We start from the raw sequence: 11,682 nt of genomic DNA, 5'->3' as shown, positions 1-11,682 counted from the left end.
GTAGGTCATGGCCGCGAACAACCGCCGCATGTCCGGCAAGAAGGGCGCGCAGGTCGGCAGTGGCGGCCAGCGGCGCAAGGGCTTGGAGGGCAAGGGCCCGACCCCGCCCGCCGAGATGCGCAAGAAGCACAAGAAGAACCGCATCGCGAACGCCATGGCGAAGCAGGCCGCGCGCCGCCCCGCGCCGCGGGGCCGGGGCGGCAAGGGCACGTCCGAGATGGTCGTAGGACGCAACCCGGTCGTCGAGGCACTGCGCGAGGGCGTCCCGGCCTCCACCCTCTACGTCCAGCAGTTCATCGACAACGACGAGCGCGTCCGCGAGGCCCTCCAGCTCGCCGCCGAGCGCGGTGGCATCAACCTCATGGAGGCCCCGCGCCCCGAGCTGGACCGCATGACGAACGGCCTCAACCACCAGGGCCTCGTCCTCCAGGTCCCGCCCTACGAGTACGCCCACCCCGAGGACCTCGCCAACGCGGCGGCCGACGCGGGCGAGGACCCGCTCATCGTCGCCCTCGACGGTGTGACGGACCCACGCAACCTCGGTGCGGTGGTCCGCTCGGTCTCGGCCTTCGGCGGCCACGGAGTCGTCGTACCCGAGCGTCGCGCGGCGGGCATGACGGCCGGCGCCTGGAAGACGTCCGCCGGCACGGCGGCCCGTACGCCGGTCGCCCGGGCCACGAACCTGACGCGTGCCCTGGAGGCGTACAAGAAGGCGGGCATCGCGGTCGTCGGCCTCGCCGCCGACGGCGAGGCCGAGATCGGCGACCTCCAGGCCCTGGAGGGCCCGGTGGTCATCGTGGTCGGCAGCGAGGGCAAGGGCCTGTCGCGGCTGGTCGGCGAGACGTGCGACTTCCGCGTACGCATCCCGATGCCGGGCGGCGCGGAGTCCCTCAACGCCGGTGTGGCCGCAGGAATCGTCCTGTACGAGGCGGCCCGCCGACGCGTCTGAACAGACATCCGTGGCGTCACCCGTGCGGGTTAATTCTGGTGACAGTGGTGCGACCTGCGCATCCTTGACGGGGTCCGGACAGATCGGACCGGTCAAAGCAGTGTCCTAACCACACGTCACTCGGTTAGTTGAGTGTGGACACCAGAACACCCCGCACACCCACGGGGGACCGCTCGTCGGGATACGACGACGCTCCCGCGCTGAGCATGGTGAAGGTGCCGAGCGATCCGGCGCAGATCATCGTCAGTCACGCGAGTTTCCGCGTGCTGCTGGGTGCGTCGACCGGGCGCACCAAATCCCCGCGGATCGCACGGCACTTGAGCGCCACCGAGGACACCGCCCTCATGCCCCTCGTCAACTCGGGCGGCAGAGCGGGCGCGGCAGCGGGCGCCCGCCGCCGGGTCGCCGTCTGGAACGGCACGTCCGCGCCCGACGACACCGGCGCCCACCGGCTCCTCCAGGCCGTGCGGGACGGCAGCGTCCGCCACGGCGACGAACCGGCCCCCGCCGCCGGTGGCACCCAGGTCATCCCGCGCGTCGACGTCGGCTATGACGGCGGCTACGAGGACGAGATGGCGCGGACGGTCGAAACGCCGCTCGTGGGCGCCCAGCGCACGCACGAATCCCTCGAAACCCGGCTGCTGCCGAACATGCGCACGGTCGAGAGCGCCTACGACGAGGAGTTCACGTACGCGGCCGAGGACTTCATCGACGAGGATCCCCACGGCCCGGACGGCGCCGACGCACCGCCCAAGCGACTCGGCGACGACCCCGCGCGGCACGCCTACTATCCCGGCCGCCGCATGAACCTCGGTGTCGTCCTGCTCCCCCTCCGGGTCTTCCTCGGCTTCATCTCCATCTACGCCGGCATGGGCAAGCTCTGCGACCCCGTCTACTTCGACGGCGGCAAGCGCGGCTCCATGGTCAAGTGGCTCAACACGCTGCACCCCTGGGAAGTCGCCGAACCGCTGCGCCAGTTCGCCCTCGAACACCCGGTCGGATCCGGCCTCGTCATCGCCTTCTTCCAGGTGATCGTCGGCGTCCTGACGGTCCTGGGCTGCTGGCAGCGCGTCGCAGCGGTCGTGGGCGCAATGCTCTCCGCGGCGCTCCTGGTCACGGTCAGCTGGAAGAGCGTCCCGGTCTACGACGCCCCCGACATCATCTATCTCGCCGCCTGGTCCCCGCTGATCATCGCCGGCGCTCCCGTCTACTCCATCGACGGGCGCCTCGCGGGCGTGGCCTGGCGCCGTCTCGGTCCCCGCTCCGACATCTGGGAACTGCGCCAGTACGTCCTGCGCCGCGGCGCCCTGATCACGGCGATCGTCACCGGCCTGACCCTGCTGATCGGCTCCCTGCTGGGCGGCGCGGTCCGCGACGCCGACCGTGTCGTGGTCCCGGGCCCCGGCGAGGCCCCGCGCAACGAACTCCCCGGCTCGCCCCTGCCCCAGGAGTCCGACAACCTGCACGACAAGTCGCCGTCGGCCTCCAACTCGCCCACGCAGGGCGCGACCTCGGGCGCGGCCACCCCGTCCGGCGCCGCGACCACGCCGGGCGCCACCAGCGACACGGGCTCGACGGGCGCGGGCACGCCCAGCCAGACGCAGGGCACGGATGGCCAGGCACCGCCCGAGCAGTCCACCCCCGCCGACGAGGCCCCGAGCACCACGACCGGCCCGACGTCGGGCGGCCCCACGTCCGGAGGCGGCTCCACGGGCGGCTCCGCCGAGGACGAACCGGGCTTGGTCGGCGGCCTCTTGGGCTAGGCCAGCCCTACGACACCGATGGGCCCCGGACGCACCAGCGTCCGGGGCCCATCGCCCGTTCTCCTGGGGACCTGCGGCCCCCGGACCCCCGCATCGGCCCTGAAGGGGCCTCGTCCTCAAACTCCCCCAAGCTCTTCGAGCAGGGGGGACCCCCAGACGGGCTGAGAGATGCCGGCCGGGGCTGATGAGAGACCGGCACAGTGAGCGCCATAGAGGCAGCCCTACGCGCCCGCAGTCGCCCACGGCTGCAAGGGGCCGCGTCGGGGGGTGTCCGCCCGCAGTGGCCGGCGTCAAGGAACAGCACCCCTCTGAGGCACAGCAACCGCCGGACCGAGGACGGATACCCCCCGACGCGGCCCCGACCCACCCACCGACCCGTAGGCGCTACGCGAACCCCCACGAACGGCAACGGGCCGCCGCAGGCATCCGGCGGCCACCACGCCGCGTCAGCGCCCCAGAGCCGCCAGTTCCTTCGCCGCCTCCGTCAGGTCCTTCGCCGTGTCGATGGCGCGCCAGTACGCCCCCTGCGGAAGCGGAAACCCGGCCAGCCGGCGTTCCCGGGCCAGGTGGGGGAAGGTCGTACGCTCGTGGTCGCCGCGCTCGGGCAGCAGAGAGGAGAAGGCGGGCGAGAAGACGTACACACCCGCGTTGATCTCGAACGTCGACGGCGGAGCCTCGATGAAGTCCGTGATGTGCCCGAAGCCGTCCGTCTTCACCGCACCCCAGGGAATGCGAGGCCGAGCGAGCGCCAACGTGGCCACGGCGTCCCGCTCGGCATGGAAGTCCGCCATGTCCCGCAGCGAGAACCGCGTCCAGATGTCCCCGTTGGTCGCGTACCAGGGCCGGTCCGGATGCGGCAGATGGCCCGCCGCGTACTTCAGTCCGCCACCTCGCCCCAGCGGCTCTGTCTCGACGACCGTCGTGACCCGCACCGGAAGCTCGGCCGACTTCAGCCAGTCCTGGAGCACCTCGGCGAGATGCCCACAGCTGATCACCACATCCGTCACACCCTCTTCGGCCAGCCAGGAAAGCTGATGGCCGATGATCGGCGTCCCCGTACCGGGGATCTCGACCATCGGCTTGGGCCGGTCGTCGGTGTACGGGCGCAGCCGGGACCCCTGGCCCCCGGCCAGGATGACGGCTTGAACGGGGCGGGACGCGGCGTTCGGATCAGTCATGCCCGAACTGTACGCGGCGCCCCGCCGACGGCATCCGCCGGCAACCGTTCCTCGATCGAGGCCCAGCGCCGGCGCCCCGCGCTAACCGTGCGCCCCGGCGACCCCCGAGGCGAACGCCGTGTCGCACACGGGCCGTGAATAGGACTGCGCCCGGGTGGGCCCGTACATACGAACCGCCGCGCGGCCGAGCGCACGGGCGATCGACGCACAGTGCCGGGCGAGCGTCGGCCGCTCGTCGACGGCCTGCTGGAGGTGGGTGAGGGCGACGCCCGGGTCCTTCTCCTGCAGCTCGGTCAGCAGCTGGTCGCGCAGCACGTCCTGCGGGGCGCGCGGCGCGGTGTTCTTCGCGGCACCCGCGCTCGAGACGTCGGTCGCGGTGAGCACCGAGTCCGAGGGGTCCCCCGACCAGTTGACCCGGGTGACCGCGAGGGTCCCGGAGAGCACCAGGACGACGGGCAGGACGAAGGCGATGGTGCGGCCGAGCTGGCGGGCGGGGCCCCGGTGGCCGCGTCGTGTCTGTGGGTTGGTGGAGTGCTTCACGCGAGTGAGGGTAGCGTTCAGTACTGATATGGCGACATTTGGTCACCGGTTCGGGGGACGAAGTGGTGCCCATCCCTGAACGGCGCGTTGACGCACAGCGCTCGAAATGACCCGGTCTGCCGGGGTATTTGTCGACAACGAGAAGGGCCCCGCAGCGCTCTGCGGGGCCCTCTTCGTCAACCTGGGTGAATTACCCGGGGTTGTACTGCCTGTGCGCGCTCAGTCGGAGAGCCGCTCACCCGTGGAGGTGGAGAACACGTGGGTCTCACCGGAACGCGGGACGATGTGCAGCGTGCTGCCCTTCTCCGGCACGTCACGGCCGCTGACACGGACGACGAGGTCCTTGGAGTCGTCGCCGACCTTGGCGGTGCCGTAGACGTACGCGTCGGCGCCGAGCTCCTCGACCACGTTGACGGTGACCGCGAGACCCTGGGCCGACTCGGAGCCGTCCACGTCGAAGTGCTCGGGGCGGACGCCCACGGTGACGGTCTTGTCCGTGGCGGCGGAGAGTGCCTCACGGTCCACCGGCACCACCGAGTTGCCGAACTTCACGCCGCCGTCGGTGATCGGGACCTCGACCAGGTTCATGGCCGGGGAGCCGATGAAGCCGGCGACGAAGAGGTTGGCCGGGCGGTCGTACATGTTGCGCGGGGTGTCGACCTGCTGCAGCAGACCGTCCTTGAGGACCGCCACACGGTCACCCATCGTCATGGCCTCGACCTGGTCGTGGGTGACGTAGACGGTGGTGATGCCGAGGCGGCGCTGGAGCGACGCGATCTGCGTACGGGTCGACACACGGAGCTTGGCGTCCAGGTTGGACAGCGGCTCGTCCATGAGGAAGACCTGCGGCTCACGCACGATGGCGCGGCCCATGGCGACACGCTGGCGCTGACCACCGGACAGGGCCTTCGGCTTGCGGTCCAGGTACTCGGTGAGGTCGAGGATCTTCGCGGCCTCTTCGACCTTCTTGCGGATCTCCGCCTTGTTGACGCCGGCGATCTTGAGCGCGAAGCCCATGTTGTCGGCGACCGACATGTGCGGGTACAGCGCGTAGTTCTGGAACACCATGGCGATGTCCCGGTCCTTGGGCGGCAGGTGCGTGACGTCGCGGTCACCGATGCGGATGGCGCCGGCGTTGACGTCCTCGAGCCCCGCCAGCATGCGGAGCGAGGTCGACTTGCCGCAGCCGGACGGACCGACGAGGACGAGGAACTCGCCGTCCCCGACTTCGATCTCCAGACCATCGACGGCGGGCTTCTCGGTGCCCGGGTAGATCCGGGTCGCCTTGTCGAACGAAACAGTGGCCATGGTGAATGGGCCCCCTTCTACCGGCAGGAACGTGCCGGACGATCCGTTGTAGGAAGGTGGTTGGTTTAGTCCACATGAGCGGACTGGATCTGGACGGTACCTGGCGTTCGCCTGGTCTGTCAGTACCTGGGGGCATGTGAACTTCGCGGAAATTTTCGACAGGGCCCACTCTGAACCTGGGTACACTGCACGGGTGCGTGCGTGACAGCGCGCGCAGGCCTCCTTAGCTCAGCTGGTCCAGAGCGGCTGTCTTGTAAACAGCAGGTCGTCGGTTCGAATCCGACAGGGGGCTCAATCCAGCGGGGCGGTTGTCGATGACACCGCCCCGCTTCTTCATTTCCCACGCCCTTGTCGGGTGAATTCCACCGCCCCATGTGCCCATTGGGACACGGGACATGCGTCGGCGTGGAATAGGATCCCGGATCGCTACTGCTAGTGTTCGTGTCGTCACAGTAGGCAATCAGCCTCAATGTACATGTAATGAAATCCGAGGGTTCCATGCGCAAGCTTCACCAGGTCATGATCGCCGCAGCTGCTGCCGGCGGCCTGTCCGCCATCGGCGCCGGCACGAGTGTCGCCTACGACGCCACGCCGTCCGTGTCGGACCTCTACCGCCCGTACCAGGAGTGCAGCCCGCAGACGGTTGCCGCGACCGACGTCCCGGTCGCCGTGCTCGGTCTTTCCGAGACCTTCGACACCACCTGCGGCCAGTTCAACAACGCTTTCACCGGCTGAGGTCGGCGGCGTAGTCGTGCGCGACGCCTCCCGCGGGCCCCTTCGGGGTCGTACCCGAAGGGGCCCGCTCATGTGCGGATGCCCGGAGCGAGAGCACGCTCCAGCGGCCCGTACGCGGTCGCGGCGGCCCTGATGAACTCCGGTGCGGCGATGTGCGGTTGGTCGGACGCGGATCGGTCGCCCTCAGGTCAGTCCTTCGTTTCCTAAGCGAAACGGCCCCGAGTGTCCCGGATGTGTCGGGCGCCGGGGTCCGTCTCTGCGACACCCCCAGGGCCCGGCGCGGCCGTTCGCGGTGTACGACGTCCGGGCACACCCCCACAAAGGAGACGCAACACATGTTCAACGGCAAGAAGTTCGTGGCTGTGTCGGGGCTTCTCGGCGGCCTCGCCATGACCTGTTTCGGCGCCACCCAGGCCCACGCGGCGGGCCCGGGTGCCTGCACCATGGACCCCGGGGGCAACATCATCTGCACGCAGCAGATCCAGGGTGAGACGCCCGAGGGCGACGGCTTCGTCCTGCGCCGGACCGTGAACTGCCAGCCGACGCAGCCCTTGACCCTGCCCACCCCCGGCGTGCTGTCCAACGGGCAGACGAGGATCGGCCCGCACATCACCTGCGACGAGAACGCGGCCCCCGCTGCACAGGCCCCCGCCGCACCTGCTCCCACCACCAACGACACCAGCGACCGGGACGACGCCAGTCCGTTGCTGGCGCGCCTGTTGGGCTGAGCGTCTTCGAACGGCGGATGGCCGGACCGGGTCGACCGGGTCCGGCCATCCGCCGTTTTCGCGCGCCCAACTCCCGCTTCTCGGCAAATGGGTGACCGGCTCCCAACGCCCGTGACCCGACAGCGGGGATGGGTCGTTTTCCAGTCAGGGAAATCGGTGTGCGCACCGATGCCTTGCCATGGGCCGACACGACACGGGAAGGGCGAAAGGTCCCAAATTGCTACGGAATCAATGTATATGCTCAGATTAAGTAGTCAAGCCAGGGCTTCGCGCCCGGGAGGAAAGGGTCAAACTATGCGCAGGTTTCAGCGCGTTGCAGTCGTAGCAGCTGCGGTCGCGGGACTGTCCGCCTTCGGTGTCGGTGCCGGTAGCGCCTTCGCCCACGAGGACGACTGGGACGGTCAGGCTGTCACCGCGGTCGCCACCTCGACCGCCAACGCGGTGGCCACGTGGGGTGCTCCGCACGACAAGGCTGCCGCTGCGCCGGAGGCCGCCCCGGCGGTCGCCCCGCAGGCCGCGCCCCAGGCGGCTCCCGAGGCCGCTCCGCAGATCGCGCCGGAGGCCGCTCCCAAGGCTGCCGCTCCGGAGTACGGCTACGGCGAGTACTCCGCTCCGTACGCCGCCCAGTAACAAGACACCGAGGGTCGATGCGCGATTTTCAGGGCTCAGACGCATCGACATCCATCGGAACACCGTATGCGCGGCGCACGATCTGAACGTCCCTGCTCCTGGATCAGGTCGGGCTGTTCATCGGTGTGCTGGACAACACCCTTAGCAACGCAGCCCGGACGCGCGCCAGACCCATCAGGGAGCGCGGCCGGGCTGTGTCATGTCCGGGCTTCTCCAAGGCAATCCGAGCTTCTCCAAGGCAAAAGGAACGCAGCATGATCGGTCGACAGAAGATCGCAACCGTCTCGGGGCTCCTCGGAGCTCTCGCCGTGATGTACGCGGGTGCGGCGCCGGCGCATGCCGACGACCCCAAGGGTGACTGCACGATCACCGCCCAGGGAGACATCGTCTGCGTGAAGAAGAGCGAGGTCGTCCACAAGGACAAGCGGGGGTACACCGTCCAGCAGAAGCAGGACTGCACCACGGTCGAGCGGCCGCGCTTCGGGGCCGAGGGACGCATGGTGAACGGCGGCGGGTCCGTGCAGAGCGGTCCGGTCGTGGAGTGCAACAACACGGCGAAGCTGCCCAAGGGCTTCAAGCTCCCCAAATTCAAGTTCTGACGCACCGACAGCGAAATGCCGGATCGGGAGAAATTCCGATCCGGCATTTTTTTCTGATTAGTACTCTGATTAATTCGCGGTGGTGAGCGGTGGTGATCGGTGGTGAAAAGACCGGTGCCCCGGCCGCAAGGCCGGGGCACCGGAAGAGGGTCTGGCCTACGTCACTTGCCGAAGGCGCTGTTGTTGCAGCCCATGCTCGAGCCCAGCGAGGTCTCCTGTGCGCCGGGGTTGCCCTCGCCGTTGAGCAGGTTGCCGCCCAGGCCGTTGGCGATGCCGACCTGGCCGAGGACGTCGACGTTGGCGTCGTGCGAGCGGCAGGTGCTGCTCTGCATGATGTTCAGGCTGGTGCCCTTGCTGCCCTTGCTGTCCTTGCTGCCCCAGTCGCCTCCGTCGGCGTGGGCGGCGCCGGACCCCAGAAGTCCGACGCAGCCGAGGGCGGCGACCAGGACGGCGGCCTTGCGGAGCTTGTGCATGTTCATCTCCGGTGGAGTGGAGTTGGGTCGATCTGTTGCAGACCGACTTCGTACAATTACGGAGGCTAATAGGAAGTATTCCAACGCAATCGGCGGCACGCCGAATTCAGGAAAGTCTCACCATCTTGGCCGATGGCTATGAAATGTCCTGTCGTGTGAGCGAATCCGGAGTGAGTCCGGCGCGAGTCCGGCGCAAAAAGGAGTCCCGGTACCGGGCGTGAGGCTCGGTACCGGGACTTTGTTTCCCGCTTCGGCCGGCTGTCCGGCCGTAAGTGCCTTAGAAGGCGCTGTTGTTGCAGCCCATCGACGAGCCGAGGTGGGTGTCCTGCGCGCCGGGGTCGCCCTCGCCGTTGAGCGCGCTGCCCAGCAGGCCGTTGAGGACGCCGACCTGGCCGAGGACGTCGACGTTCAGGTCGTGCGACTTGCAGTTGGAGCTCTGCAGCACGCTGAACTTGTCGCCGCCCTTGCCGCCCTGGCCGCCGTGGCCGTCGGCCGTGGCCGAACCGGCGCCCAGGAAGCCGACGGTGCCGATGGCGACGACCAGGACGGCAGCCTTGCGAAGCTTGTGCATGTCTTCTCCGGTGGAGTGAGGTGGGTGCGATCTGTGCGAGATCGACTTCGTACAGTTACCGGAGATTAATACGAAGTATCCGGACATATATGTGCGACGCGCCGAGGTTTGTGATCTCCCGTCCGGAAGCACCCAGAAGTCGCATCAGATGCGAACGGGCCCCGGGCGCCGGCCGTCGCACCGACGCCGGGGGCTCGTGGTCGAAGAAGTGCGCCTCAGCGCGTGTAGCGGGCGTGGGCCAGGGAGTTGGCCTGGCTGTTGGCCTGGTCGCAGTCGACGCCCTCGGTCTCGGCCGCGGCGAGTACGGCAACCGGGACGGCCGCGTTGAGCAGGGACTGGGGGCTGCACTCCTGGTACGGGCGGAAGAGGTTGGCCTGCTCGATCGGGCCGGACGGCGCGGCGGTCGGCTGCGGGTTGACCTGCGGGCTGATCTTGGGGCTCAGCTGCGGGTTGACCTGCGGGGTGACGTCGGCGCCGTGATGGGGCAGCGTCGCCGGCGCCGGCCGGTGCGCGTTCGGCAGGTTGGAGCGCTGCGCGCTGGCCTGCGAGTTGGTCCACGAGGTGGCCTGGAGGTCCTGCTGGCCGGCGGGTGGCGGAACGGAGCCGTACCCGACGGGCACGTCGGCGACGCTGGGGCCGACGCCGATGGCCGACAGACCACTGGCTGCTGCTACGACGAGCGCGACCTGGTGAAGCTTGCGCATGGAACCTCGGCCCTTCATTGACCTGTGCATGAACGTACGGAAATGCGACTGCGATGACCCATCGCTCTCTCTCCTTGTGCGGAACGAGACAACTGCGAATCCAGTCACGTGAGTCGGGGCGGGGTCACCCAATTGCCAGAGGGTGTGAAAATCCGATGGATGGCAATGGAGTGACGGAATTACGGATCCCGTGACTTGGCCGAAGAAATGTCGTTGCCAGCTGAGAGAGGGCAGTGGCAGGAAAACAGAGAGAGGCAACGGGATCCGCTGCCGGCTCCGGCGTGAAGTCCACATGACAGCTCAGGCATTACCCCTGTAAGGGCGCAGTACGAATATCAGACTGAGCACACGCAAGACTGCACTGAAATACAACGGATTTCCCTGCACAGGTAATGAAGGGCCGAGGGTTCCATGCGCAAGCTTCACAAGGCCGCGCTCGTCGTCGCAGCGGCCGGCGGTCTGACCGCCATCGGCGCCGGCGTCAGCGAGGCGGCCGATTATCCCGTCGGGTACGCCGGTGCCGCTCCGGCGCCCGCTCCCGAGTATTACCCGGCACCTCAGTACGCTCCCGCTCCCCAGTACGCCCCGGCGCCGCAGTACGCCCCGGCGCCGCAATATGCTCCGGCGCCCCAGTACGCTCCGGCTCCGCAGTACGCTCCGCCCGCTCCCCAGTACGCGCCGCCCCAGGTCACGGCGGCGTCCCGGTCGGGCGGTTACGCTCAGGCCTCCCGGCCCCAGTACCAGCCGCAGCCGCAGCCGCAGCCGGCTCCCCAGTACGCGGCTCCGGCGCCCGCCCCGCGTGAGCAGACCGGTTACGCCACCGCCTCGGCCTCGTCGGGCGGCTTCGCGGAGGCCGGCGTCCCGCAGCACTCCGCCCCCCAGCAGGCGGCTCCGCAGGTCATGCCGCAGGCGGCCCCGCAGGTCATGCCGCAGGTCGCTCCGCAGGTCTCCGCTCCGCAGGTCTTCAACCCGGAGCCCCCGCCGCGGGTCGCGCCGCAGGTGAACCCGCAGGTGAACCCCGAGGTGAACCCGCTGATCAACCCGCTGACCACCAGCACTCCGCAGGTGCCCGGGCTCGGCCTCGGACAGGTCGCGGCGCCGCCCGTGGGCCAGCTGGGTCTGCCCCGGCTCGGCTGACGGCCGTTCCACAACCGGCCGCCGTTCCAACCTCATTCGCTGCACACCCCTTCCGCTCGATCCAACGGAGAAGAAATGCGCAAGCTCCACAAGGCCGCCCTGGTGGGTGCCGTCCTCGGCAGTGTCGGCTCCCTCGGCGTGGGCACGGCCTTCGCCCACGGTGAGGGGAGGGCCCATGACGTGGACATCACGCAGGGCATCGAGTGCCGCTCGCACGACATGAACATCGACATCCTCGGCAGCGTCGGCGCCCTCAACGGCGTGCTGGCCAACGCGCTCAACGGTGAGGGCTCCCCGGCCGCGCAGCCCAGCCACCTCGGTTCGGACATGGGCTGCAACAGCTCGGCGCTCAAGTAACCGTACGAAG

Annotated in this window: 14 protein-coding genes and 1 tRNA gene; 9 read left to right on the top strand and 6 right to left on the bottom strand. The window is 69.0% G+C overall.

Features of this window, described 5'->3' with window-relative positions; all coding sequences use genetic code 11:
• Nucleotides 1-7 precede the first annotated feature (7 nt).
• Nucleotides 8-949 carry a 23S rRNA (guanosine(2251)-2'-O)-methyltransferase RlmB gene (gene rlmB / locus OG254_RS22680; protein WP_351197616.1) on the top strand — a complete coding sequence of 314 codons (942 nt, stop codon included), beginning with the start codon at nt 8-10 and terminating at the stop codon, nt 947-949.
• Between the two features lie 134 nt (nt 950-1,083).
• Nucleotides 1,084-2,712 carry a DoxX family membrane protein gene (locus OG254_RS22675; protein WP_405595127.1) on the top strand — a complete coding sequence of 543 codons (1,629 nt, stop codon included), beginning with the start codon at nt 1,084-1,086 and terminating at the stop codon, nt 2,710-2,712.
• A gap of 446 nt (nt 2,713-3,158) precedes the next feature.
• On the opposite strand, the gene OG254_RS22670 is transcribed toward OG254_RS22675, so the two are convergent.
• The 3 genes from OG254_RS22670 to OG254_RS22660 form a co-directional block, all read right to left on the bottom strand.
• Nucleotides 3,159-3,890 carry a nucleotidyltransferase family protein gene (locus OG254_RS22670; RefSeq protein WP_351200578.1) on the bottom strand — a complete coding sequence of 244 codons (732 nt, stop codon included), beginning with the start codon at nt 3,888-3,890 and terminating at the stop codon, nt 3,159-3,161.
• Nucleotides 3,891-3,971: 81 nt separating this feature from the next.
• Entirely contained in the window at nt 3,972-4,430 is a 459-nt protein-coding gene (locus OG254_RS22665; RefSeq protein WP_148000045.1) for a hypothetical protein, read from the bottom strand.
• 219 nt (nt 4,431-4,649) lie between these two features.
• The gene (locus tag OG254_RS22660; protein ID WP_148000044.1) at nt 4,650-5,738 is read right to left on the bottom strand and encodes an ABC transporter ATP-binding protein; all 1,089 of its coding nucleotides are present in this window, start codon (nt 5,736-5,738) and stop codon (nt 4,650-4,652) included.
• A gap of 217 nt (nt 5,739-5,955) precedes the next feature.
• Here OG254_RS22660 and OG254_RS22655 point away from each other — a divergent pair.
• The 5 genes from OG254_RS22655 (at nt 5,956) to OG254_RS22635 (ending at nt 8,430) form a co-directional block, all read left to right on the top strand.
• A tRNA-Thr gene (locus tag OG254_RS22655) sits at nt 5,956-6,030 on the top strand.
• Nucleotides 6,031-6,236: 206 nt separating this feature from the next.
• Nucleotides 6,237-6,473, top strand: a complete 237-nt coding sequence (locus OG254_RS22650; protein ID WP_194044498.1) for a hypothetical protein — start codon at nt 6,237-6,239, stop codon at nt 6,471-6,473.
• Between the two features lie 335 nt (nt 6,474-6,808).
• Nucleotides 6,809-7,201 (top strand): hypothetical protein, encoded by a 393-nt coding sequence (locus OG254_RS22645; protein ID WP_351200582.1) that lies wholly within the window; start codon nt 6,809-6,811, stop codon nt 7,199-7,201.
• Nucleotides 7,202-7,495: 294 nt separating this feature from the next.
• Nucleotides 7,496-7,831, top strand: coding sequence for a hypothetical protein (locus OG254_RS22640; RefSeq protein WP_405584642.1), 336 nt, complete (start codon nt 7,496-7,498; stop codon nt 7,829-7,831).
• Nucleotides 7,832-8,085: 254 nt separating this feature from the next.
• Nucleotides 8,086-8,430, top strand: coding sequence for a hypothetical protein (locus tag OG254_RS22635; protein ID WP_405584640.1), 345 nt, complete (start codon nt 8,086-8,088; stop codon nt 8,428-8,430).
• A 161-nt stretch (nt 8,431-8,591) separates the two neighbouring features.
• Here the strand turns inward: OG254_RS22635 and OG254_RS22630 are convergent, their stop codons facing one another.
• From OG254_RS22630 to OG254_RS22620, 3 genes are all read right to left on the bottom strand, one after another.
• Entirely contained in the window at nt 8,592-8,903 is a 312-nt protein-coding gene (locus OG254_RS22630; protein ID WP_148000040.1) for a hypothetical protein, read from the bottom strand.
• 277 nt (nt 8,904-9,180) lie between these two features.
• Nucleotides 9,181-9,474, bottom strand: coding sequence for a hypothetical protein (locus tag OG254_RS22625; protein ID WP_405584638.1), 294 nt, complete (start codon nt 9,472-9,474; stop codon nt 9,181-9,183).
• A 215-nt stretch (nt 9,475-9,689) separates the two neighbouring features.
• The gene (locus tag OG254_RS22620; protein ID WP_405584635.1) at nt 9,690-10,178 is read right to left on the bottom strand and encodes a hypothetical protein; all 489 of its coding nucleotides are present in this window, start codon (nt 10,176-10,178) and stop codon (nt 9,690-9,692) included.
• A gap of 411 nt (nt 10,179-10,589) precedes the next feature.
• Here OG254_RS22620 and OG254_RS22615 point away from each other — a divergent pair, with 411 nt between their 5' ends.
• Both OG254_RS22615 and OG254_RS22610 read left to right on the top strand, forming a co-directional pair.
• The gene (locus OG254_RS22615) at nt 10,590-11,315 is read left to right on the top strand and encodes a hypothetical protein (RefSeq protein ID WP_405584632.1); all 726 of its coding nucleotides are present in this window, start codon (nt 10,590-10,592) and stop codon (nt 11,313-11,315) included.
• 75 nt (nt 11,316-11,390) lie between these two features.
• Nucleotides 11,391-11,672 (top strand): hypothetical protein, encoded by a 282-nt coding sequence (locus OG254_RS22610; protein ID WP_351200596.1) that lies wholly within the window; start codon nt 11,391-11,393, stop codon nt 11,670-11,672.
• The last annotated feature ends 10 nt before the right edge of the window (nt 11,673-11,682 follow it).

The sequence above is a fragment of the Streptomyces sp. NBC_01092 genome (genome assembly GCF_045039535.1).
Classification (GTDB): Bacteria; Actinomycetota; Actinomycetes; order Streptomycetales; family Streptomycetaceae; genus Streptomyces.
Note: the sequence above shows the minus strand (reverse complement) of the source record. Positions and strands in the feature narration are given on the sequence as shown.

What these genes read in the sequence shown, in the direction of transcription:
- OG254_RS22650 (WP_194044498.1), top strand. Translation starts at nt 6,237, where the DNA reads ATGCGCAAGCTTCACCAGGTCATGATCGCCGCAGCTGCTGCCGGCGGC.
- rlmB (WP_351197616.1), top strand. Translation starts at nt 8, where the DNA reads ATGGCCGCGAACAACCGCCGCATGTCCGGCAAGAAGGGCGCGCAGGTC.
- OG254_RS22640 (WP_405584642.1), top strand. Translation starts at nt 7,496, where the DNA reads ATGCGCAGGTTTCAGCGCGTTGCAGTCGTAGCAGCTGCGGTCGCGGGA.
- OG254_RS22645 (WP_351200582.1), top strand. Translation starts at nt 6,809, where the DNA reads ATGTTCAACGGCAAGAAGTTCGTGGCTGTGTCGGGGCTTCTCGGCGGC.
- OG254_RS22610 (WP_351200596.1), top strand. Translation starts at nt 11,391, where the DNA reads ATGCGCAAGCTCCACAAGGCCGCCCTGGTGGGTGCCGTCCTCGGCAGT.
- OG254_RS22635 (WP_405584640.1), top strand. Translation starts at nt 8,086, where the DNA reads ATGATCGGTCGACAGAAGATCGCAACCGTCTCGGGGCTCCTCGGAGCT.
- OG254_RS22660 (WP_148000044.1), bottom strand. Translation starts at nt 5,738, where the DNA reads ATGGCCACTGTTTCGTTCGACAAGGCGACCCGGATCTACCCGGGCACC.
- OG254_RS22630 (WP_148000040.1), bottom strand. Translation starts at nt 8,903, where the DNA reads ATGCACAAGCTCCGCAAGGCCGCCGTCCTGGTCGCCGCCCTCGGCTGC.
- OG254_RS22625 (WP_405584638.1), bottom strand. Translation starts at nt 9,474, where the DNA reads ATGCACAAGCTTCGCAAGGCTGCCGTCCTGGTCGTCGCCATCGGCACC.
- OG254_RS22620 (WP_405584635.1), bottom strand. Translation starts at nt 10,178, where the DNA reads ATGCGCAAGCTTCACCAGGTCGCGCTCGTCGTAGCAGCAGCCAGTGGT.
- OG254_RS22670 (WP_351200578.1), bottom strand. Translation starts at nt 3,890, where the DNA reads ATGACTGATCCGAACGCCGCGTCCCGCCCCGTTCAAGCCGTCATCCTG.
- OG254_RS22615 (WP_405584632.1), top strand. Translation starts at nt 10,590, where the DNA reads ATGCGCAAGCTTCACAAGGCCGCGCTCGTCGTCGCAGCGGCCGGCGGT.